This is a genomic window from Algoriphagus hitonicola (assembly GCF_900113375.1).
In the GTDB taxonomy this organism is placed as follows: Bacteria; Bacteroidota; Bacteroidia; order Cytophagales; family Cyclobacteriaceae; genus Algoriphagus; species Algoriphagus hitonicola.
In genome coordinates, this window is sequence record NZ_FOPC01000008.1 from 120,075 (window position 1) to 141,189 (window position 21,115).

Genomic DNA, 21,115 nt, shown 5'->3' on the forward strand with positions numbered 1-21,115 from the left:
GTGCTTATCAAAAATTTAGGCCAAAGATAATCAAATAGATTTTGTACACCGGAAACTCTTTGTCATGAGGGTTTCAAAATGCTTTTGCTTCGAACAAAAAAAGCCACAATCAAAGAGGTGATTACACCCATCAAAACCGCCCCGATCAGGGACTGTATGATATAGCTTTTCAGATTGAAATAGGATTCGGCTTTCTCCTGAGTCAATTCCCCCGTGCTGACGGAGTATGCAATCACATTGGCAAAATAATCCGGAGTGATCCATTGGCTGATGATAAACTGAACCAAAGGACTGAGTATCGCTACAAAGAGCGTAATCCATAGACCGGTGGCAAGGCCTTGCTTGTAGGACATGAAACCGCCGAGGTCATTTTTCTTTTTGTCCATCAGGGCAAAGACATATACTGCAATAGCAGGTATGGCAAAGAATGACGTCAATTTGGCATGGTCGGCAATTTTTTCGTCATGCCAGCCGAGGGATTTTTCTAGCACCATCCAAGCGATCATGACTAAGGAAAAGAGGATCGCCCATTTGATTTCGGTTTTGAGATTTTTCATGGTGTGGGTGGGTTTTGGGTATTTGATACAAAATAAGAAAAATCCAAAACGTTTCATTCAATCTGCTGTTTCTTTGGTATGCTTAGATATTCCCTTGTCCATGAACGAAAGGGTATTATTTTTACGCCATCAAAGCCGGATGAAACCAGACCTCAAGCAAATACAAAAACCGATTGAAACCGAAATGCTCGTTTTTGAGCAGAAATTTCGGGATTTCATGAAGAGTAGGGTAAAACTGCTCGATCATATCACCAATTACATTGTCAAGCGCAAAGGGAAGCAAATGCGCCCCATGTTTGTGTTTTTGACAGCGGGTGTATGTGGTCAGGTCAATGACTCCACGCACCGGGGTGCCGCTTTGATAGAGCTGCTTCACACTGCCACGCTCGTGCATGATGACGTGGTCGATGACGCCAATTATCGGCGGGGATTTTTTTCGGTTAATGCCCTTTGGAAGAATAAAATTGCAGTACTCGTAGGAGATTATTTGCTTTCAAGGGGATTGCTGCTTTCTGTGGATAATGGGGATTTTAATTTGCTCCAAATCGTGTCGAATGCAGTAAAAGAAATGTCAGAAGGCGAACTTTTACAAATTGCTAAAGCACGAAAACTGGATATCACTGAGGAAGTGTATTACACAATTATCCGTCAGAAAACAGCCAGCTTGATTGCCTCATGTTGTGCGGTAGGTGCTGCCAGCGTCCATGCGGATTTGGAGACGGTGAGTCACATGAGGGATTTTGGGGAGAAAGTAGGAATGGCATTTCAGATTAAGGATGATTTATTTGATTTTGGCGAAGATGAAATCGGTAAGCCAGTCGGGATAGACATCAAAGAGAAAAAAATGACGCTTCCTTTGATTTTTGCCTTGACTCAATCCGGTTGGATGGAGAAAAAGCGGATCATTCACTTGATCCGAAATCGCTCAGAAGACAAAAAAGCCGTCAATGAGGTGATCCAATATGTCAAGCAAAGTGGAGGACTGGAATATGCCAAAGAAAAAATGAATGGATTTTATCAGGAGGCGCTAGAGATTTTAGATAGTTTTCCCGATTCAGAATACAAAACATCTCTGAGAGATCTAGTGAGTTATACCATTGAGCGAAAAAAGTAAAGCCGGTTCCCCGGCTTTTTTATTAGTTCATCGGATTTATTGTTTGGATTTTTCCATCCGGAAGATGAGTCAACTCAGCCATTTTGATATTTCTAAGGGGAGTTTTGCCGGAGAGCTCTGTGTCATGGTAAAACAGATACCATTTCCCTTCAAACTCAACAATAGAATGATGATTGGTCCAGCCTTCTACAGGTTCCAATACATTCCCTTGATAAGTAAAGGGGCCGTAGGGATTATCGCCAGTGGCATAGGCTATAAAATGCGTATCTCCTGTGGAGTATGACAAGTAATATTTACCCTCGTATTCATGCATCCAGGCGGCTTCAAAAAACCTTTTGTCATTTTCACCAGCTTTGATCGGTTCTCCATTTTCATCTAAAATCAAAAGTTCGCGTGGTTTTTCCGCCAATTTGGTCATCGACCTGTCCAGTTTGGCGATGTAAGGCATCAGGGCTTTTTCCTCAGCAGCTGGGATTCCATCAGTTGGCCCCTTTCTCCCTTCCACCAATTCTTGATTTTCGTACCATTGAAGCTGTCCCCCCCAGATTCCTCCAAAAAGCAAGAAATAATCTTCGCCTTCATGGAATACCGCAGGATCCATGCTGAATGTGCCTGCGATAGGCTCAGGTTCTGCGGTAAAAGGACCCTCAGGGCGATCAGAAATGGCCACTCCGATTTTGAAAATATCAGCTTTGTCTTTTGCAGGAAAGTAGAGGTAATATTTGCCATCTTTCTCTGCGGCATCAGGCGCCCAAAGCTGTCGGCCTGCCCAGGGAACGTCCTCAAGCTTAAGCGCCACACCATGGCCGGTGACTTCCCCTCCGGGCTGATCCATGGAGAAGACATGGTAATCCTTCATATCAAAATGGGAACCCATATCATCCTCTTGTACTTCAGTCTCAATATCATGCGAGGGATAGATGTAGATTTTCCCTTCAAAAATATGGGCCGAAGGATCGGCAGTATAAATATCCTCTACCAAAGGGGAATGGGCGAATTTGGATTGAACCGTTTCAGTATTCTCTACTTCAGAAGATTTTTGAGGCTGAGAACAGCCTGTTGCCAACACGAGCGCTGTGAGGAAATGAATTGAGAATTTCATGGTTGGGTAAGGTTTGAGTTAAGGACTAAAATAAGGAAGAGAACGAAAGATTACTAAATAAATCAATCTATTTGGGATCATTTAAATCAAAAAACACGTATCTTTAATCAAGTAATACGTGTGATGAAAACTAAATTAACCCTAACAATCGACAAATCAATTATTGAAAAGGCTAAGGGGTTAGCCAATAATTCCGGAAAAAGCCTATCGGATCTGGTTGAGAGGTATTTAAAAAAAGAGATTGATGAGGCAGAATTGAGGCAGTCCAATATTCCAGAGGAATTCAAAGGGCTTTTTGGGTCGGTCAATTTACCAAGCGAACTAAATGGAAAAGAGGAAATTCGTGAGATTTTAAACAAGAAATATCAGAGATGAAGCGATATTTTTTGGATACGAATATTCTATTAGACTTTTTGGGCAATCGCCAGCCTTTTGGAAAATATGCACTAGAAATTTTCAATAAGTCCCGTTTAAAGGAATGGGAACTGTGGACATCAGACAATTCAATTCTTACTAGTTATTATATTATCTCCCAAGAAATCGGTGAAACCGAAAGTAGGACAAAAATCAGTCGATTAATTAATTTTTTGGAGATTCAACCGACTAAAAAAACACATATTCAAAAAGCCTTAACCTCAGATTTTAAGGACTTGGAAGACGGAGTACAGTATTTCTCCGGATCCAGTATTCCTAAAATTAAGGGAATCATCACAAGAAATAAGAAGGACTTCAGGTCAAGCCAAATCCCTGTTTTTGAGCCTTGGGAGGTGGTTTGAATTAAAATTGATAATATGAAATCGAGCACGACGAGAACGACACACACTGGGATGATTATAATTGCGAGATTCCATATGACCTATAAAATCAAATTATAAACATATGAAATGATACTATCACCGATAATCCCATCAATCCAACCCCTTCAAAAAAGCCTTAAATTCTTCGAAATTTTTCCTCATCGGGATCACCTTTTTTTCTCCATCCAGAAAAGCTGCCAGTCGGTCAGGTAAAACTACTTTTTCTCCCAAAGCTTCCTCTACCACATCTTGGAATTTGCCTGGATGGGCCGTCTCCAGAAAGACACCCAGGTAGCCGGAATTTTCATTCATAAAATCCTTTAACCCCAAATAAGCCACGGCACCGTGAGGATCGAGTGTATAGCCTCTCCGATTCACTTTTTGGATTGCTTCGACGGTTTGGGCATCTGTATAGAAATAGCCTTTGACGTTTTTTCTAAATAGATTTTCATCCCCGCCATAAAGGGCCTGAAGTCGCGGGAAATTGCTTGGATTTCCAACATCCATGGAGTTGGAGACCGTAGAAATAGAAGGCTGGGAGGCAAATGGCGATCCCTGCAGGTATTCCGGCACCACCTTGTTCACATTGGTTGCGGCCACAAAATGATCGATTGGTAAGCCCATCCGAGAAGCCAAAATCCCTGCACCTAAGTTTCCAAAATTCCCGCTCGGGACGGAAAAAACCACTTTTTTATCGTTTTTGGGTAATCGCGAATAGGCGTAAAAATAATAGAGACACTGTGGAATCCAGCGGGCAATATTGATCGAATTGGCAGAAGTCAGCAATAGTTTTTGATTTAGCTTTTCATCCAAAAAAGCCTGCTTGACCAGCGTCTGACAATCATCAAAAACTCCGTCTATTTCCAAGGCAGTGATGTTTTTTCCTAAAGTGGTAAACTGTTTTTCCTGGAGCTTGCTGACTTTTCCTTTTGGAAAAAGGATAATCACCTCGACTCCATTCACGCCTAAAAAACCATTGGCTACCGCACTGCCGGTATCACCTGAAGTAGCTACCAAAACCCTGAGAGTCTTTGATTTTTTTTCAACCAACATACTCATCAGTTTGGAGCAGAATCGAGCCCCAAAGTCCTTAAATGCCAGTGTCGGACCATGAAAAAGCTCCAAACTGTACAGATTTTCCGCTACTTCTACGATGGGCGCATCAAAGCCTAGCGTATGATCGACAAGCTCTTTGATTTGATTTCCATTCAAATCCTCCGAAAACAATACCTCAATCACGGCATAGCCGATATCCCGGAAAGTCATATCCGGCATCTTGTCGATTATTTCCTTCGGTAAAACAGGAATCCGCTCTGGCATATAAAGTCCATTATCTGGAGCCAGTCCTTTGATGACTGCTTCAGAGAGAGAGGCAGAATGGTTGGGATTGTTGGTGCTGTAATACTTCATGTGCTAGAGAATATGAGCGCCTCGGGTATTGATGGCGGAGTGATATGCATCTACACCTAGTCCAATGGATTCAAAAACTTCCTGGGCAGCTGTAATAATTCCGGGAATGGGTGCTGATCCTTTGCAAAGGACAAACAGCGTAGGCCCCGAGCCTGAAATCCCCATGCCCAATGCTCCGGCTGCTTTAATAGCTTCTCGGACTTCATAAAAGCCTGGGATCAAAACTGCCCGATAAGGTTCTGCAATCACGTCGCGAAGGGATCTGGAAATCAAATCAAAGTCTCCCTGAAAAAGACCCGTGACGAGACCGGCCACATTTCCGGATTGGATGGTCGCGTGCCTGAGTGGGATCTGATCTCGTAATACCGATCGGGAATCGGCTGTATTGAGTTGATAATGGGGATGAAGTAAGACACAATGCAACTCTTCGGGTACAGGTAGTTTAATGACATCCAAAAGATGATAATCTCTGATCAAGACAAAACCTCCCAGGAGACTAGGTCCCACATTATCTGCATGGCCTGCTCCGCAAGCCACCTTCTCAGCTGCTATGGCAAAGGGTAATAGTTCGTTTTTTTGAAATGGATTCCCCAGCAACTCATTGGCAGCCACCAATGCAGCGACTGCACTCGCAGCACTAGATCCCATGCCAGACCCTAACGGAAGACCCTTTTCCAATTGGATTTCAATACCCGGGTTGATTCCGAGTTCGTCAATCATAGCTTGGATCGCCACTGTACAGGTGTTTTTGTCACTATCGTAGGGTAATTTTCCACCATCACCTTGGATAGAAATCACCTCCAAACCTGGGCTTTCCCGCTCGGTCACCGTGACCCAATCGCCCATGCCTTCCAAAGCAAATCCGAGGATATCAAATCCACAGGAAACGTTGGCTACCGTAGCCGGCGCAAAAGCTTTGATGGTCTTCATCACTCACGGGTGTAATTACCAATTCGAATCACATCAGCAAAAACTCCTGCGGCAGTCACATCCGCACCTGCTCCCGGGCCCCTGATAATCATGGGTCTGTCCAAGTAGCGCTCGGTAGTCAACAAGATCATATTGTCGCTTCCACTCAGGCTGCTGAATGGGTGGGAATTGGATAGGGAATTGAGTCCAACCTTGGCTTTGCCATTTTCAAGCGTAGCCATAAATCTCAGCTTTTCTCCTTTTTCATCAGCTTTCTTGAGCAGGTTGGCGAATTCCACATCGTGGGATTTCAGCTTTTCAAAAAACTCCTCGACCGAAGCGGCACCCTGACAATCATCCGGTACCATGCTTTGGATGGTGATATCTTCAAACTCCAAAGTCTGCTCCGCTTCCCGGCCCAAAATCAAAATCTTACGAGCTACGTCCATTCCGCTGAGGTCATCTCTTGGATCGGGTTCGGTAAAGCCTTTTTCCTTGGCCGATCGAACTACCTCCGAGAAAGGATCTCCTTTTTCGAGTTCCGAAAAAATAAAATTCATAGACCCACTCAGGACAGCTTCGATTCGGATCACTTTATCACCAGACAGCATCAAGTCTTGAAGCGTATTGATTACTGGCAGACCTGCTGCTACATTGGTTTCGTAGAGGAATTTGACGCCCCTTTTTTTGGCAAGTTTTTTTAGGAATTTGTATTCGTCCATCGAGCCCGAATTTGCCTTTTTATTTGGAGTGACGATGGCGACTTTAGCTCCCAATACACGACTATAGGCATCTGCTACTTCTTGACTTGCAGTACAATCCACAAATACCGAATTGGAGAAGTTCATTTCTTCCATCGTTTTGATGAATTTTTCCAAATCCATCTTTTCATCCGAATCGCTAAGCTGATGTGGGTTTTTTAGCTCAAAGCCATCCTCATGGAAAGCCATAAATCTGCTGTTGGCCATGCCGTGAATTTGAATGTCTAGTTCGCTTTCACTACGCAATTTCTGCTGCTGATTAGCGATCATTTTGATCAATGCCTGTCCGATCAGACCTGTGCCTACAAGAAAAACGTGAAGCACCTTGTTTTCGGAAAGGAAAAATGCTTCGTGGAGAGCATTGAGCGCTTTTTGTAGGTCAGCTTGAGGAATCACAGCAGAGATATTCAGCTCCGAACTCCCCTGAGCAATAGCGGCAACGTTGATGTTGTTTCTTCCCAGCGCGCGGAACATCCGTCCTGATGCTCCCGGATTTTGTTTCATGTTTTCCCCAACTACCGCGATGGTAGATAGTCCATGCAAAAGAACCACCTCGTCCATTTCTCCGGATTTGATTTCGTAGTAAAACTCCTTTTCTACGACTTCCTTGGCGAGGTAGGCTTCACTGGTTTTGATGGCCAGACAGATGATGTGCTCGGAGGAAGCTTGGGAAATCAACACGATATTCACTTTGGCTTCTGCCAAGGCTTTAAAAACCCGGCTTCCAGCTGATCCATCGAGCAAAGAGGCGCCTTGTACTGTAACAATGGAAATATTGCTCATGGAGCTGATTCCTTTGATCAGGGCTCCATTGGTTACTTCGCCATTGATCATAGTGCCTGGATTTTCCGGCTCAAAAGTATTTTTGATGTAGATCGGAATACTTTTTTTCATCGCCGGCTGCATCGTAGCCGGGAAAATTACTTTGGCCCCAAAATGGGAAAGCTCCATCGCCTCATTATAGCTGAGCTGTGGGATGGTAAATGCAGTGTAGACCAACTTTGGATCGGAAGTTAAAACTCCCGATACATCGGTCCAGATTTCTAGGTCATCTGCATCCAAGGCCCCGGCAAAGATCGCAGCAGTATAATCTGATCCCGATCTCCCCATAGTGGTCGTTTCTCCTTTGGCAGTGGAGGCGATAAATCCCGTGATGACTTTGATCCCGTCATGTTTTAAGAAGTATTCCTTGATTAGGGAGTTGGTGACCTCAAAATCGACACGAGCTTGGCCAAATCGATCATTGGTGCGGATCACTTCCCGGGTATCCAGAAATTGGGTTTTGATTCCTTTTGCGGCTAAGGCCTCGGCCAGAATAAAAGTTGATAAGCGCTCACCAAAGCTCACTACATAGTCCAAGGTCCGAGCAGAATTTTCTTTGATCAGGTAGATTCCGTGAAAAAGGTCTTCCAGTTCGTTGAACCTGACTTTGACAAAGGTCATCACCGTGGATTGATTGTGCACAGCTATGAGCTGTCGCACCATATCGAGGTGTTTTTCTTCGAGACTCTGAAGGAGATCTCGATACACCTGATCTCCCTCACGGGCAAGTCGGGCAATGGTCAATAAGCTTTCCGTCACACCTCCGAAGGCAGAAAAAACGATCGCAACATCCTGCTTTTTTAGCTTGTCCTGGATGATGGAGAATACCTTTCGAATGGTATCGGGATTGGCTACGGAGGAACCTCCAAACTTGATGATTTTCATGTGAATATTGGGGACTTTTTTTGGGAAAATTGAAAAGGCATAGAAGCCTAAGGGGCGGGTACTAATAGATTGACGACGGGACTACCCCGTAATCATTGTGGTCCCGGTCATTGTGGGCATAAAAGTGGTTGTCGCAGTACCTTGGGTATTGCGACTCGATGTAAAGAAAAAGTTGTTTGACTCAAGTACCATGACCTTGTATTTGATTGTACAATTCTAAATAGATATTTCCTTTTTCCCAAGTTTATGGGGTTTATTTTTTAAACTTTATATAAAAGTAGTAGTTTTAGTAAAGAATCGTCAAAAATGATAATTGGTTTTTTCGAATTTAAATTCTGAATATTGAGAAAATAAAGAATTTAATTTCCTAATTATTCGCTAAATTAACAGCAAACAAACAGAAATGATATGAAGTACCTTAGGATTATTTCGTTCGGACTTTTGATCTTTATTTATGGGGGTTGCGATAGCAGCAAAAATCTGAGCCCTATTGGATTGCTTACTGGAAATACTTGGGCACTTTCGTCACTTTTAGGTCAGGGATTGAATCTTAGTGAATTTTCGGGTGGCGTGCCCACGCTTAATTTTCTTGAAGAAGGAAGATTGGCAGGCTTTACCAGTTGTAATAATTTCTCGGGTGGTTTTTTGCTGGAAGGAACTACACTTGAGCTCGATCCCGGAGCTATGACCAAAAAAGCCTGCCCTGGAGATGGAGAGCAGGATTTTTTAGAGGCACTGGGCAGAGTAGCTAACCTTCAGATTTCCAAGGATAAATTGACACTGCTCGATGGGAGCACCGAATTGATGACTTTCCTTCCTAAATAATCTCCTCAATTACCTCGGGTTTGCCTCGGAATTGCACTTGGTCTTTTTCTTTTTTCCCAATTAACAATTGTCCCAAGGGGGCGTTTTTGCTAAGTAAAAAGACCTTTTCATTATCAAAATGAAGAACCCCAAAACTGATCGAAATTAGAAACCATTCTGAACCTAGTTTGACCAAACTTCCCTCTTTAACTTCGGATTGGGTATTTTTGATCGCTTGAATCCGATAGAGTTCCTCCAGGCCTTCGATGTTTTTTTCGATTTGAATTTCTACCTGTCGTAGGTCTTGGGTGAGCATTTCTCTACCGGTTTCAAATTTATCTCCGGCACTGCTTTTATTATCTTCCAAAATTCCTTCTGAAATCGCTTTTTGCTCCGATTTGAGCTCCTCGATTTTTGCTTTCAAAGCAGTAATGGCCGCTTTGAATAGTGATTCTTTTTCCCAACTCATGATCTAGCAGTCTTCTTTTCTCCGAGTATCAATAATGTAAACAATTTTCCATCCTTCGGCCATTTTGACTAGTTGGAAGGAATTGACTCCACAATGGCTGAATTGGTCATTGACATAAAATTCATAAGGCGTCCAAGCGGAAGCCATGTCTCCATCTACCTTGATCTGATAATCCAAAATTCGCTCATCGAGCTGGGTGTCCTCCGGGGTGGTGGCGATTCGGGAAACAAAATCCGCAACGGCATTGCTTCCGATGGTGCTTCCGTTTTCACCGGAGATGACCGTTTGCATAGGAGCTTCCGGGTAGAAAGCAGCCTGTACCAAATCCGTATTTTTGGTTTTCATTCCTTCAAAAAGTGACTGAATGACTGCTTTGACATTTTCTTCTTCCGATTGGGCAAATGCAGAAAATTGAAAACTGAGCATCAGGACGAAAAACAGGGACTTGATGCAATAAAATCGGTTAGGCTTCTCCATATAGTTTGAAAGTCATATTTCGTAATGCGGAATTATTGACAGCGTAGTGCATGGCTTCGGCGATTTCTTTAGGGCTGACCCATTTACTGAAATCCGCATCGGGCATGGCTTCGCGGTTTTGAGGTGTATCAATGATGCTTGGAGCAAAAACATGAGAACGGATCGCAGTTTCTTTGGTTTCGGTAGCTAGAATTTCTGCCAATGAAACGATCAGGCGTTTGCTCAATGCGTATGCAATGGTCTCAGAGGCATCCTCCAGCTGAAGTGCTGGTCGGGCACCCACAAAAAGGAAAGTGCCGCGATGATTTTTTTTCATGACGGGCAAAAATCCCCTAACCAAATGATAGGCACTGAAAAAATTCAGACTAAACATCTTTTCAAGATCCTGCTGTCCTGTTTTTTCCATGTTTCCCATTGAAAATCCCCCAACGATTAAGGCTAAAGCATCCAAATCCGCATATTGAAGTTGATATTCTTTGACAAATTCCATGACGGATTCTTCATCAGTGACATCTACTTCATAGCTGTCATCCGCTTCTTCGACTTCCTCATCTTTTCCGGGTTGGAGCAAGGCAATGACGTGGTAACCTTCTCTTTTAAACTTTTCTACTACTGCCGAACCCAAGTTTCCAGCAGCTCCAGTTACTATTATATTTCGATTCATTTGATAAAAACCAATTGATTATTGCTAAAATTAGTGGTTATTTTTCTATTAAATTATGAATCATCTAAAAACAAGCATTCAAAGTAAGGAAAATAAGCGAAGACGTAACTTTGTGATCAAGTTGGTATTGTTGATCGTTTTGGATTATATCTACTTGGGCGACACGTTTTTAAATCCTATTGCGGTGAGATATCCATTTCTGTTGGATATACTCAGAGCCTTGATTTTTGTGCTTTCGGCCAATTTGGTGATTTCGCTGGGAAGAATCGTGACGCTGCGCTTGTATCTCCAGAAAACTGCTGACACGAAAGTCTTGCCTAATTTTGTCATAGGGATAGGGAGGATTTCGGCCATTCTCAATGTACTTGCTATTTTGATTGGTTTCATGTTGGCCCTTGGGATCAAACCCTTGGAATTTCTGACATCGATTACCATCGTGGCGGCGGCTTTGGCTTTATTGACCAAGGATTATATCACCAATATCGTCAATGGCTTGATCATTATGTTTTCGGAGCAGCTGGAGATTGGAGACAAAATCAATGTGGGAAGAAATACCGGATTTATAAGGGATATTACCCTCATTAATTTGGTCTTGAAAAGCGAAACGGGGGAAATCATCTTGATCCCAAATTCACTGATACTGACTTCGGATGTGATTAATTATTCGAAAAACAATACCCATCAGGTAGTTTTTGATGCAGAAATCCCCTATTCAAATCATTTGCAATTGAGTGAACTTGAAGAGGAACTTGGAAAAACGCTGGAAGGATTCAAGGATTTTGTGACTGTGGAGGGGGCTCAGTTGAATGTGCTGGAGCGGAAATCTGAGAGTCTGTTGATTCGCTATCAATTCCCAATTCTTTCAGGAGAAAAGGAAGTGGAGATCGGGCTAAGAAAAGCGATTAATCAAGGGTTTTTAAACTGGAAAAATGAGCAACGAAAAGGCTAATTATTTTGATTTGGTCTATCAGGTAGTGAGAGAAATTCCTCCGGGAAGAGTTTGCTCTTATGGTGCAATTGCCAATTACTTGGGCTTGAAAAGTGGGGCCAGAATGGTCGGTTACGCCATGAATGCTGCACATACTCTATCGGATGTGCCTGCACATCGAGTAGTCAATCGACAGGGGCGATTGACTGGAAAGCATCATTTTGAAACGCCAACAAGAATGCTGGAATTGCTGGAAGCGGAAGGAGTCCAAATAGTAAATGATCAAGTTCAGGATTTTGAAAATCGATTTTGGGATCCGGAAAAGGAGCTAGGGTTTTAATTTTTTCGCCGGAACATGTAGAGTCCGATAAACATCAAAAGTCCGTTAAGAATCAAGGCTTCAAAGCCAAATTTATATCCCCAGAGCCAAGCCTCTGAATTGCTGCTGATCATAAATGTAATCAATGGGGCAGCCACTGCTAAGTAAGGGACCACTCGATCTTTCACCTTTAATTTGGTAAACAGTCCAAAGGAATATAAGCCCAAAAGCGGACCATAGGTATAGCCGGCAATGATAAATACCGAATTGATGACACTTTGGTCATTGATCCAGTGAAAAATCAAAATGGCTAAAAACATAACTCCCGTAAACGCCAAGTGGACTTTTTTCCGTAAAGGGATCTGCTTTTCTTTTGGGTATTTTCGCTCGATTTCCAGAAAATCAATGCAAAAAGATGTGGTCAAAGCCGTCAGTGTAGAATCAGCGCTGGAATAGGCTGCTGCTGTGATTCCCAGGACAAATACGATTCCCGCAAATTCAGAGAAATGCTGGGTCGCCAGTAGCGGAAACAATTCGTCGGTTTTGGTAGGGATGGCAATTCCGTTGGTCTCCGCATAGAGATATAGCATGACTCCCAATGCCAAAAACAAGAGATTAACAAAGACCAGAATTATGGTAAACCAAAACATATTCTTCTGAGCATCCCCGATGTTCTTGCAAGTCAAATTCTTCTGCATCATATCCTGGTCCAATCCAGTCATGACAATGGTGATGAATGCCCCTGATATGAATTGTTTGAAAAAGTTTGTTCCGGCTTTCCAGTCCCAGTTAAAAATATCAGACCTCGGATCATTGCTGACAGCACTGAAATAATCACTAATCCCAGCAAAACTGAGTTCTTCTCCGACTAGGATGATGCATGTCACTACTGCCGCTAGCATGAAAAATGTCTGTAGCGTATCAGTCCAAACAACCGTTTTGATACCTCCCCGATGAGTGTAAAGCCAAATGAGGCCTACCGTAATCAAAACCGAAACCCAAAACGGGATTCCCAGAGAATCAAAAAGAATCAACTGGAGCACCGATGCTACTAAAAATACCCGCAGGGATGAACCTAAAGTCCGTGAAAGAATAAAGAAAAATGCGCCGGTTTTATAGGACCAAAAGCCAAAGCGATCTTCTAAATAGGAGTAGATCGAGACTAGGTTTAATCGGTAATAAAGCGGGAGCAATACCTTTGCAATTGTAAAATAACCCAAGGTATATCCCAAAACCACTTGGAAATAAAAGAAGTTACTATTTCCGACTTCTCCGGGTACAGAGATGAAGGTGACACCGGACAATGATGCCCCGATCATTCCAAAAGCCACCAAAAACCATGGCGATTGTCGATCTCCGGTAAAGAAAGTTTCAGCGGTCACTTTTCGTGAAGTGAACCATGAGATTGAAAAGAGCATTAAAAAATAGACTGATATGACGAGCAGGACAATAGTAGGATTCATAAAAGGCGCAGAAATGAATCGCTAAAATTGGCCATAATTCTTAATTTTGCAACATGATCGATATGAGAACGACATTTCCACAGGTTGAAGAAGAAGAAATCTTAGTAGAGGAATTGGTGGATTTGGAATCACATGACTTAGTGGTTTTCAACGATGATTTCAATACATTTGAACATGTAACCAATGTGCTGATTAAGGTCTGTAAACATACTCGGGAGCAGGCCGAACAATGCACGCTGATTATTCATTATAAGGGTAAATGCGCTGTGAAGAAAGGAACTTTCGAGGAGCTTAAGCCCATGTGTGAGGCGATTTTAGAAGCCGGAATTCAAGCCACTATCACCTAATTGTCACTTTGTGAATTTTCCCTCTAAATTAATCGAAGATGCAGTCACGGAGATTTCGCGTCTTCCCGGGATTGGTAAAAAAACTGCATTAAGGCTTGCGTTGCATCTGCTTAAGCAGCATGAAGCGCATACAGAAGCGTTGTCGCTTGCCCTGACCCGAATGCGTCAGGAAATCAAATATTGTAAAATTTGTCACAACATTGCCGATGAGGAGGAGTGCAGCATTTGCAAAAGCCATCGAAGGGACGGTTCCATCATCTGCGTGGTGGAGGATATGCGGGATGTGTTGGCGATAGAAAACACCAATCAGTTCAACGGTAAATATCATGTTCTCGGCGGGGTGATTTCTCCTATCCAAGGGATTGGTCCTGAAGAATTAAAAATTGATTCTTTGGTTGCAAGGATAGATCTAGGGATGAATTCTGAGCCAGTCAGGGAAATTATTTTGGCCTTAAGTGCGACCATGGAAGGAGATACTACTTCCTTTTATTTAGCCAAAAGGTTAAAAGATAAAGGTGTCAAGGTAAGTACGATTGCCCGTGGAATTCCGGTGGGAGGTGAGTTGGAATTTACCGATGAGGTGACCTTAGGGCGAAGCATTATGACTAGAATAAATTACAGTAGCGAATAAATTTTTTTGTGGGATAAAATCCCTGTTCTATATTTGCAGACCTTATGGGGGATTAGCTCAGCTGGCTAGAGCGCTACACTGGCAGTGTAGAGGTCATCGGTTCGACTCCGTTATCCTCCACTACAAAGCTTCACAGCGATGTGGGGCTTTTTTTATGAAATTGGCTCAGCTGTCTAGAGCGTCCCGCTAGGTAGCGGGAAGATTGCCGAAATTCTTCGGCACAAGCTATCGGTTCGACTCCCTGCCTTTGCCGGCCAGGCAGGCGTTATCCTCCACTACAAAGCTTCACAGAAATGTGGAGCTTTTTTTGTGAAATCAGTTTAGCAGGCTAGTGGGAGGGGCCCAGAATTCATTTCACCCAAGGTTAATCCAAGTTCAGGATTTTGAGTTGTTTTTTAGTTCAGTTTTGACTTTAGAATTGGTTTTTGGCGAAGCTAAATCCTGTCTATTCATCTATTTTTGGACCTGTTTTCGAATAGGAAAATTGATTCTTTAGAAGAATTTATAAGATTTTTCAAAAATATTTTCATCTAATTCTGGGGTCAAGTCCAAAAAATCTATTGTTAAACGAGCTTTTTGGTATTTGTAAAAATAATCCCATAAACCAAAGGTTATCAGTGATTTAAATCATGTTTTCGTATTGCTTCATTGCGTATTTTTGAAGTCCTGAAAAGCCTTGAATTGATGACAAGAAGTGGGTATATATGGCTAATATTTTGGGTATTCATTTTTCTGAATTCCCTAGGGAAGGTCTTGGCACAATGTTCTCAAAATAATTTTGTTGTAGATGGTTTTCAACTTCGTGATGCTGATGGAAATCCATTTTCGGCTACGGATGATTATGAATTGGGAGAAGAAATCAATGGTGAACTATGGGTTATGTTAGGAGGCTCATCTACTAATGGATATAATCTTCGTTTTTACTTTGATATCTACATCAATGGTGTTTTGGTTGCTGATGATCAATATGAATGTCTCTTCTCAGGAACCCAAGCTCAGCAATATGTTTGGGTGAAGGTCAGGGATTTTACATGGAATTGGGGAGATGTGGTAGATATAAAAGATATTTTTATCTATTGGGATACAGGTACTGCCAAAGAAGAAAGTACTTGTGTGATTAGTGATAAGAATAATATTAATTCCCAATGTTATACGAATGAAGAAGGCTTTACCGCTGCAGTCCCTCTTTTTCCTAAGTTTGATTTTCAGTCCAATGGAATTTGCAATACAACCATTGAATTTACCTCGGAGACGATAGGGGGTTCTCCCCCTTTCGAATATACTTTCGAGTGGGATTTTGACGGTTTAGGAACTGCCACAGGTTCAGATCCCGTATTCAATTTTCCTGCCTCAGGGACATATACAATTGGCTTGACAGCAGATGACGGAGTTAGTACGACAACCATCTATAAGGATATATTTATTGACCCCAATTTTGGGATTCAAGTCACTATTTTCCCAACAAAAATTGACGATAGCTCTGGGATAATCTACGTGGAAGAAGTAACGGGGGGAACTGAACCGTATTCCTTTTATTGGGTAGGGCCTGATGGTTTCACTAGTACCAATAAAGATATCTTTGGGTTAAAAGATGGCTGGTATTATTTGACTGTGACAGATGCCAATGGTTGCACTCAAACAGTAGAGTATTTATTGGATATTGCTTCAGTTCTGTCCCTAGACCTCTCATTTTTGGAAGCTTATTGGGATAAAAGCGCAGATCAAATCAGCGTTTCTTGGGAAACAAATAAAGAAGCCGAGGCTGGAGAATTTGAAATTCAGCGAAAAACTCAGAAGCAAGAAAAATTTCAATTGATCGGGACTATTGACGTTCCCGAGATAAAAATTGAAAAAACCAGCTATCACTTCCAAGATTCTGCTTTTGCCTTTAATCAGGATCAACTTTACTATCGAATCCGAAAAAAAACCAAAGATGCAGACTATTACAGCTCCGTACTTTTGGTCCGTCGGGAAGTCCCAAAAGCTCTGGTAAATGACTGGACCTTATTTCCAAATCCAAGCGTTCCGGGTGAAAATTTGGAACTTGCGTTTTTGGGAAATGGAGATATTTTAGGACAAAAAATCGAGCTTCGATTGGTTGGGGCTTCGGGTGAACTAGGGAGAAAATCAATCCCCATGCCTGCAAACTCCAAAATCACTTTTAATTCGTATTTTGGCCCCATACCTCCAGGATTCTATGTGCTTGAGGTAGTTTGGGATAACAAAGTCAACCGAATTAAAATCTTAAGAAATTAACCAATGAAGACAACTCTTCTTAAAGCCTTCACTTTCCTGATGGCTATTTTTTTGTTTGGAGGCTGTGCCTGCGAACCAGAGTCCATTATTCGCTTGGCGATGAAAGGAATGGATATGATGGTGGGTGACGGATTTTTACCTTCTCAGGAACTTATAGCCTTGGGGGATTTTCAGCACGTCAGCGTTTCGATCCAAAAAACGAATGATCAAGGGGAGGTTTTTTTAAAATTGGAAAATGGAGATCCGACCCTAATAGGAGATAGGCCGGAAGTATTGGCTAGAAAATGTGCTGAAATTTATCTGCGAGATTTTGAAAATGCAGCAGATTATCAGCAAATTACTGTGCAATTTCTTCAGTCCGATCCTCAAAACTCAGATAATTTTGCCATGCAGGAATACAGTTTTGAGATATCGGATTTTTTCTAACCCTAAATCCTAGCACCATGCAAATGCCCGAAGAATTCAAAAAACCACCCCTAAGTCTGGGAGATTGGATTATTTCTGTCCTAGTCAGCAAAATCCCCTTAATCGGATTTATCATGCTAATCGTCTGGGCTGTGGACTCCAATACAGATAAAAACAAATCCAACTGGGCCAAAGCAGAACTGATCGTCACCTTGATTTTTATCGGAATTTCTATTCTCTTTGTGGCCATCATCGGATTTGGCTTTTTTGCCAATTTTGCCGACGATGTAGACTGGTCCCAAATCGATTAATGCAATTCAAAGCCATCTGTACCGATATTGACGGTACACTTCTCAACTCGGATAGAGATCTATCGCCGAGGTTAAAAGCAATTGTAAAAAATATTCCCGAGTCAATTCCTTTGATTCTGGCGAGTTCCCGCATGCCTGATGCTATGCGGCATTTGCAGCGGGATTTGGGTCGATCCGCCGAACCCTTGATTTGCTATAATGGGGGATATGTGATTGATGGAGAAGGGCACGTGTTGGATTCGGTGGAGATTTCTTTTCCCATCGTCCAATCCATCTTTGCACTTTGTCAAGGCGAAGAGATTCATTTGAGCCTTTTCCGAGGGGAGCATTGGTATGAAGAAAAGGAGGATTATTGGTCCAATAGGGAAATCAGAAATACCAAGGTGCAGCCTACCTGGATACCCTTGAGAAAGCTTCTTGATGACTGGGAAAGCCAACATTTGGGCGCGCATAAAATCATGTGTATGGGTGAATCGAACTTGATCAATTGGCTATTTGGTGAGTTACATTTGAATTTTGGTGATCAGCTTCACTTGTATCGCTCAAAGGATACTTACATAGAAATCGCACCTAAGAAGATATCCAAGGCCTCTGCCCTGAAACTAGTTTTAGAGAAAAAGTTTGATTTTGGAATGGGTGAGGTAATCGCTTTTGGGGACAATTACAACGATATTGATTTGATTCAATCCGTGGGATGGGGAGTGGCTGTAGCCAATGGCCGAGCAGAGTTAAAAGCGGTTTGCAAAGAATTGACACTTCATCACAAAGAAGATGGGGTAGCCGCTAGTTTGGAAAAATACTTTGGGTAGGCTTGATTATAGAATCCCGCTGCCGTCTTCTACATCCTCTATAGCTTTAGCGAGAAAATCATTAAAAGGCTTCATGACGCTAAAACCATCCAATGCGAGATTGATAAAATTGCCGGAATTCACATCTTTATCGGCAATCGGGTGAGATACCGTAAAGCTCTTCAACCGTAGGTATTCGATGTAAGGATGATCTGCTTCATAATCCCTCGGACTGGTTTTGAGTTTTTCTCCCTCGATTCCCGAGAATAACTTTTTGAATTCTGCTGAATGTTCGATTTTCTCCAGTTCGGTTCCACTGTAATCAATTTCTCTTCTGATTTTTTTCAGATTCTCGGCTTCCGGCATCCATATTCCACCGGCAAAAAATGAGTTTCCAGGTTGGATTTGAAGGTAATAACCTGGTCCTGGTGATTTTTTTCCTTTGGGAGAAAAGTAAGCTCCAAAATTCGTTTTGTAGGGATCCTTATTGGCCGAAAACCGGATGTCCCGATTTTGTCGAAATACGCAGTCCTTGGGCTTAAAAGCCGAAAGCTCAGGTTCCAATTCGCTTAGCTTTTTTAGGATGACCTCCACATCCTTTAAAAATTCCTGGCGCGTCTCCTGATACCAATCGCGATTGGCATCCATCCATTCTTTGTTATTGTTTTCGGCTAGTGAACTGAGGAATTTGAGGAAAGGACGCATAGGAAGAATTAGGGATAAAGTTTGAATTTTGAAGTGATTCAATAGTTAAACTGGGATTTAGAAAATTGGTTTTGGCTTAAAGATGCTCATTTTTTCTAGTGTTTGTAATGGGCCGCTTTCGACAAACTCATCGATTTCTGTAAAGAATTGAGAACTTTTGAGTATGTTGCACGTGTTTAAATTTTAAAATCCACACGTGTAATGAATACGAAACTAACACTCACACTGGAAAAAGATGTGATCGAAAAAGCAAAGGAATATGCTGCCCGACAGGGACAGAGCCTTTCTTCAATTGTTGAAAATTACTTTAAACTTTTGACCTTGGATCGAAATCAAGAGCCAAAAAATGAAGAGTTGAAGTCCTTGCCAGAAAGTTTTTTGAGATTAAGAGGCGTTTTAAAAATGGAAGATGGCCACTTTGACTACAAAGAAGAACTGACTAAGGCTTTGGAGGAAAAATATGGAAAATAGCTACTTTTTAGATTCAGACGTAATTCTCGATTATTTACTGGACCGGATGCCATTCGCAGATAGTTCCCAGGAAATTTTCACGCTTGCAATGAATTCAAAGATCAATCTTTTTATTTCTTCCTTATCTATTTCAAACGTGGATTATTTGCTGAAGAAAAAGGTTGGAAGAATTATTAGCCTTCAAATGATCAAAGATTTTTGTACAATCTGTGGAATTCTTTCAGTAGGAGAAAAAGAAATCCTTCAAGCTTTTAAAAGCAATTTTAAGGATTTTGAAGATTCGATTCAGCACCAAACAGCTTTAGGCAATCCAGAAATCAAAGCAATTATCACCCGAAACGTAGCGGATTATAAAAAGTCTCAAATCCCGGTTTTTTCGCCGGAAATTTTCCTTTCCAGATTCAAATAAAATCCACCAATCCCTCCAGCTTCATTCCCCGACTTCCTTTAATTAAAATCAAATAATCCTCCAGTTTGCTGTCCTGAAGCCAGTTTCGGAAAGAAAAAGGATCTGGGAAATACAGCGCTTTGGGAGCTTTTTCTACAGCCGAAACCATTAATTTTCCCGTAAGACAAATTTTATCAATCGGATACTCACTGACGATTTCCCCGATCTTGCGATGTTCTTCTTCGGCATGCTCACCTAACTCAAACATATCTCCCAAAATCACCATCTTATGCTTTTTCCCTTTCATTTCTCCAAAGGTTCGAATGGCTGCATCCATGCTCGAGGGGTTGGCGTTGTAAGCATCAAGAATGATCAAGTTGCTGCGCTTTTCGATCAATTGGGAGCGCATGTTTTCAGGTTTGTAACTGACAATTGCCTCGACCGCTTTTTCCAAATCCACACCAAAGTATTTACCAATCGTTAGCGCATTGGCGATATTCCCAAAATTATACGCGCCGATAAGTGAAGTCAAATGTTCACCCGTAACCTCTTCTACTGAAAACTTCACAAAGGGATCAGCGCCCAAAAAACGCACCTCGCAAAAATCTCCGGCTGCCGGATAAAGCACCGGGTTTTCGAAGCGCTTGATCATATTGGAGAGAATGGGGTCTTGGCTATTGATGAAAACGGTCCCTTTGTTTGCCCGCAGGTGCTGATAGAGTTCGGTTTTGGTTTTTAAAACGCCCTCGGGTCCGCCCATTCCTTCAAGATGTGCCTTGCCAATATTGGTAATGAAGCCGTGTGTGGGTTCGGCGATTTCGCAGAGTTCGGCAATGTCTCCCTGCTTATTGGCTCCCATTTCGATGATGGCAATCTGATGCTCTTTGTTGAGTTTGAGCAAGGTCAAAGGGACACCGATGTGATTATTGAGGTTACCCTCCGTGGCTAACGTATTAAATTTTTGGCTGAGAACTGCGTTCAATAACTCTTTTGATGTGGTTTTACCATTGGAACCGGTCAAGCCGATGATGGGGATATCAAATTGATGCCGGTGATAATTAGCTAGCTTTTGCAAACAGGCTAAAGCACTTTCTCCAATAAAATACCGCTCGTCATCCTCTTCAAAAAAAGCAGCTTCATCCACCACGACTGCCGAAGCACCCATTTCCAAGGCTTTAGCCGCAAATTCATTGGCGTTAAAATTGGGTCCTTTGAGTGCAAAAAATAGATTTCCCTTTTCGATTTTTCGGGTATCGGTACTTACTCCGGTACTTTTGAGAAAGAGTTGATAGAGGATGGCGATGTTCATGATCGGAAATTTTCTTCAAAATA

Annotated in this window: 25 protein-coding genes and 1 tRNA gene; 15 read left to right on the forward strand and 11 right to left on the reverse strand. The window is 42.2% G+C overall.

Features of this window, described 5'->3' with window-relative positions:
* Positions 1–62: 62 nt before the first annotated feature.
* Complete coding sequence (locus tag BM043_RS12135) at positions 63–557, reverse strand: DUF4199 domain-containing protein (RefSeq protein WP_092792009.1); 495 nt, start codon at positions 555–557, stop codon at positions 63–65.
* 139 nt (positions 558–696) lie between these two features.
* Here BM043_RS12135 and BM043_RS12140 point away from each other — a divergent pair, with 139 nt between their 5' ends.
* Positions 697–1,671, forward strand: a complete 975-nt coding sequence (locus BM043_RS12140) for a polyprenyl synthetase family protein (protein WP_092792175.1) — start codon at positions 697–699, stop codon at positions 1,669–1,671.
* Positions 1,672–1,693: 22 nt separating this feature from the next.
* Here BM043_RS12140 and BM043_RS12145 read toward each other — a convergent pair whose 3' ends face one another.
* Positions 1,694–2,773, reverse strand: coding sequence for a glycoside hydrolase family 43 protein (locus BM043_RS12145; protein ID WP_092792011.1), 1,080 nt, complete (start codon positions 2,771–2,773; stop codon positions 1,694–1,696).
* A gap of 123 nt (positions 2,774–2,896) precedes the next feature.
* Between BM043_RS12145 and BM043_RS12150 the strand changes: the two genes are divergently transcribed.
* Positions 2,897–3,148, forward strand: a complete 252-nt coding sequence (locus tag BM043_RS12150; RefSeq protein ID WP_092792012.1) for a DUF6364 family protein — start codon at positions 2,897–2,899, stop codon at positions 3,146–3,148.
* Positions 3,145–3,549 carry a type II toxin-antitoxin system VapC family toxin gene (locus BM043_RS12155; RefSeq protein ID WP_092792014.1) on the forward strand — a complete coding sequence of 135 codons (405 nt, stop codon included), beginning with the start codon at positions 3,145–3,147 and terminating at the stop codon, positions 3,547–3,549. The genes BM043_RS12150 and BM043_RS12155 overlap by 4 nt, the downstream gene beginning before the upstream one ends.
* A 132-nt stretch (positions 3,550–3,681) precedes the next feature.
* On the opposite strand, the gene thrC is transcribed toward BM043_RS12155, so the two are convergent.
* Genes thrC through thrA form a run of 3 tightly spaced genes read right to left on the reverse strand, consistent with a single transcriptional unit; the run spans position 3,682 to position 8,357 of the window.
* A complete protein-coding gene (thrC, locus tag BM043_RS12160) occupies positions 3,682–4,980 on the reverse strand; it encodes a threonine synthase (RefSeq protein WP_092792015.1) in 1,299 nt (432 codons plus the stop codon).
* A gap of 3 nt (positions 4,981–4,983) precedes the next feature.
* A complete protein-coding gene (locus BM043_RS12165) occupies positions 4,984–5,910 on the reverse strand; it encodes a homoserine kinase (RefSeq protein ID WP_092792017.1) in 927 nt (308 codons plus the stop codon).
* Positions 5,910–8,357, reverse strand: a complete 2,448-nt coding sequence (thrA, locus tag BM043_RS12170; protein WP_092792018.1) for a bifunctional aspartate kinase/homoserine dehydrogenase I — start codon at positions 8,355–8,357, stop codon at positions 5,910–5,912. The genes BM043_RS12165 and thrA overlap by 1 nt, the downstream gene beginning before the upstream one ends.
* 408 nt (positions 8,358–8,765) lie before the next feature.
* Between thrA and BM043_RS12175 the strand changes: the two genes are divergently transcribed.
* Positions 8,766–9,182 (forward strand): META domain-containing protein, encoded by a 417-nt coding sequence (locus tag BM043_RS12175; protein WP_092792020.1) that lies wholly within the window; start codon positions 8,766–8,768, stop codon positions 9,180–9,182.
* Here BM043_RS12175 and BM043_RS12180 read toward each other — a convergent pair.
* Genes BM043_RS12180 through BM043_RS12190 form a run of 3 tightly spaced genes read right to left on the reverse strand, consistent with a single transcriptional unit; the run spans position 9,175 to position 10,771 of the window.
* Entirely contained in the window at positions 9,175–9,630 is a 456-nt protein-coding gene (locus BM043_RS12180; protein WP_092792021.1) for a hypothetical protein, read from the reverse strand. The genes BM043_RS12175 and BM043_RS12180 overlap by 8 nt on opposite strands.
* Before the next feature lie 3 nt (positions 9,631–9,633).
* Positions 9,634–10,056, reverse strand: a complete 423-nt coding sequence (locus BM043_RS12185; RefSeq protein ID WP_092792023.1) for a nuclear transport factor 2 family protein — start codon at positions 10,054–10,056, stop codon at positions 9,634–9,636.
* Between the two features lie 37 nt (positions 10,057–10,093).
* Complete coding sequence (locus BM043_RS12190) at positions 10,094–10,771, reverse strand: SDR family NAD(P)-dependent oxidoreductase (RefSeq protein ID WP_092792025.1); 678 nt, start codon at positions 10,769–10,771, stop codon at positions 10,094–10,096.
* Between the two features lie 55 nt (positions 10,772–10,826).
* Here BM043_RS12190 and BM043_RS12195 point away from each other — a divergent pair, with 55 nt between their 5' ends.
* A complete protein-coding gene (locus BM043_RS12195; protein WP_092792027.1) occupies positions 10,827–11,720 on the forward strand; it encodes a mechanosensitive ion channel family protein in 894 nt (297 codons plus the stop codon).
* Positions 11,701–12,039, forward strand: a complete 339-nt coding sequence (locus tag BM043_RS12200; protein WP_092792029.1) for an MGMT family protein — start codon at positions 11,701–11,703, stop codon at positions 12,037–12,039. Before BM043_RS12195 ends, BM043_RS12200 begins: the two co-directional genes overlap by 20 nt.
* Here the strand turns inward: BM043_RS12200 and BM043_RS12205 are convergent.
* A complete protein-coding gene (locus tag BM043_RS12205; RefSeq protein ID WP_092792031.1) occupies positions 12,036–13,481 on the reverse strand; it encodes a sodium:solute symporter in 1,446 nt (481 codons plus the stop codon). The two genes, BM043_RS12200 and BM043_RS12205, sit on opposite strands and share 4 nt — an antisense overlap.
* Positions 13,482–13,543: 62 nt before the next feature.
* On the opposite strand from BM043_RS12205, the gene BM043_RS12210 reads away from it, so the two are divergent.
* The 7 genes from BM043_RS12210 to BM043_RS12240 all read left to right on the forward strand — a co-directional run bounded on the left by BM043_RS12210 (position 13,544) and on the right by BM043_RS12240 (position 18,240).
* Entirely contained in the window at positions 13,544–13,828 is a 285-nt protein-coding gene (locus BM043_RS12210) for an ATP-dependent Clp protease adaptor ClpS (RefSeq protein WP_092792177.1), read from the forward strand.
* A gap of 10 nt (positions 13,829–13,838) precedes the next feature.
* Positions 13,839–14,459: a recombination mediator RecR gene (recR, locus tag BM043_RS12215; protein WP_092792033.1), complete on the forward strand. Its 621-nt coding sequence runs from the start codon at positions 13,839–13,841 to the stop codon at positions 14,457–14,459.
* A gap of 46 nt (positions 14,460–14,505) precedes the next feature.
* A tRNA-Ala gene (locus BM043_RS12220) sits at positions 14,506–14,579 on the forward strand.
* A gap of 633 nt (positions 14,580–15,212) precedes the next feature.
* A complete protein-coding gene (locus BM043_RS12225) occupies positions 15,213–16,715 on the forward strand; it encodes a PKD domain-containing protein (protein ID WP_177188472.1) in 1,503 nt (500 codons plus the stop codon).
* A 3-nt stretch (positions 16,716–16,718) separates the two neighbouring features.
* Positions 16,719–17,141, forward strand: coding sequence for a hypothetical protein (locus tag BM043_RS12230; RefSeq protein ID WP_143189532.1), 423 nt, complete (start codon positions 16,719–16,721; stop codon positions 17,139–17,141).
* A gap of 17 nt (positions 17,142–17,158) precedes the next feature.
* Entirely contained in the window at positions 17,159–17,431 is a 273-nt protein-coding gene (locus BM043_RS12235) for a hypothetical protein (RefSeq protein WP_092792040.1), read from the forward strand.
* Entirely contained in the window at positions 17,431–18,240 is an 810-nt protein-coding gene (locus BM043_RS12240) for a Cof-type HAD-IIB family hydrolase (RefSeq protein WP_092792042.1), read from the forward strand. The genes BM043_RS12235 and BM043_RS12240 overlap by 1 nt, the downstream gene beginning before the upstream one ends.
* Positions 18,241–18,246: 6 nt before the next feature.
* Here the strand turns inward: BM043_RS12240 and BM043_RS12245 are convergent, their stop codons facing one another.
* Complete coding sequence (locus BM043_RS12245) at positions 18,247–18,924, reverse strand: DUF2461 domain-containing protein (RefSeq protein WP_092792044.1); 678 nt, start codon at positions 18,922–18,924, stop codon at positions 18,247–18,249.
* 201 nt (positions 18,925–19,125) lie between these two features.
* On the opposite strand from BM043_RS12245, the gene BM043_RS12250 reads away from it, so the two are divergent.
* Together BM043_RS12250 and BM043_RS19705 are read left to right on the forward strand one after the other, a co-directional pair.
* Positions 19,126–19,395, forward strand: coding sequence for a DUF6364 family protein (locus BM043_RS12250; protein ID WP_092792047.1), 270 nt, complete (start codon positions 19,126–19,128; stop codon positions 19,393–19,395).
* A complete protein-coding gene (locus BM043_RS19705; RefSeq protein WP_092792049.1) occupies positions 19,385–19,804 on the forward strand; it encodes a type II toxin-antitoxin system VapC family toxin in 420 nt (139 codons plus the stop codon). The genes BM043_RS12250 and BM043_RS19705 overlap by 11 nt, the downstream gene beginning before the upstream one ends.
* Here the strand turns inward: BM043_RS19705 and BM043_RS12260 are convergent.
* Entirely contained in the window at positions 19,797–21,092 is a 1,296-nt protein-coding gene (locus BM043_RS12260; RefSeq protein WP_092792051.1) for a UDP-N-acetylmuramoyl-tripeptide--D-alanyl-D-alanine ligase, read from the reverse strand. The genes BM043_RS19705 and BM043_RS12260 overlap by 8 nt on opposite strands.
* Between the last annotated feature and the right edge of the window lie 23 nt (positions 21,093–21,115).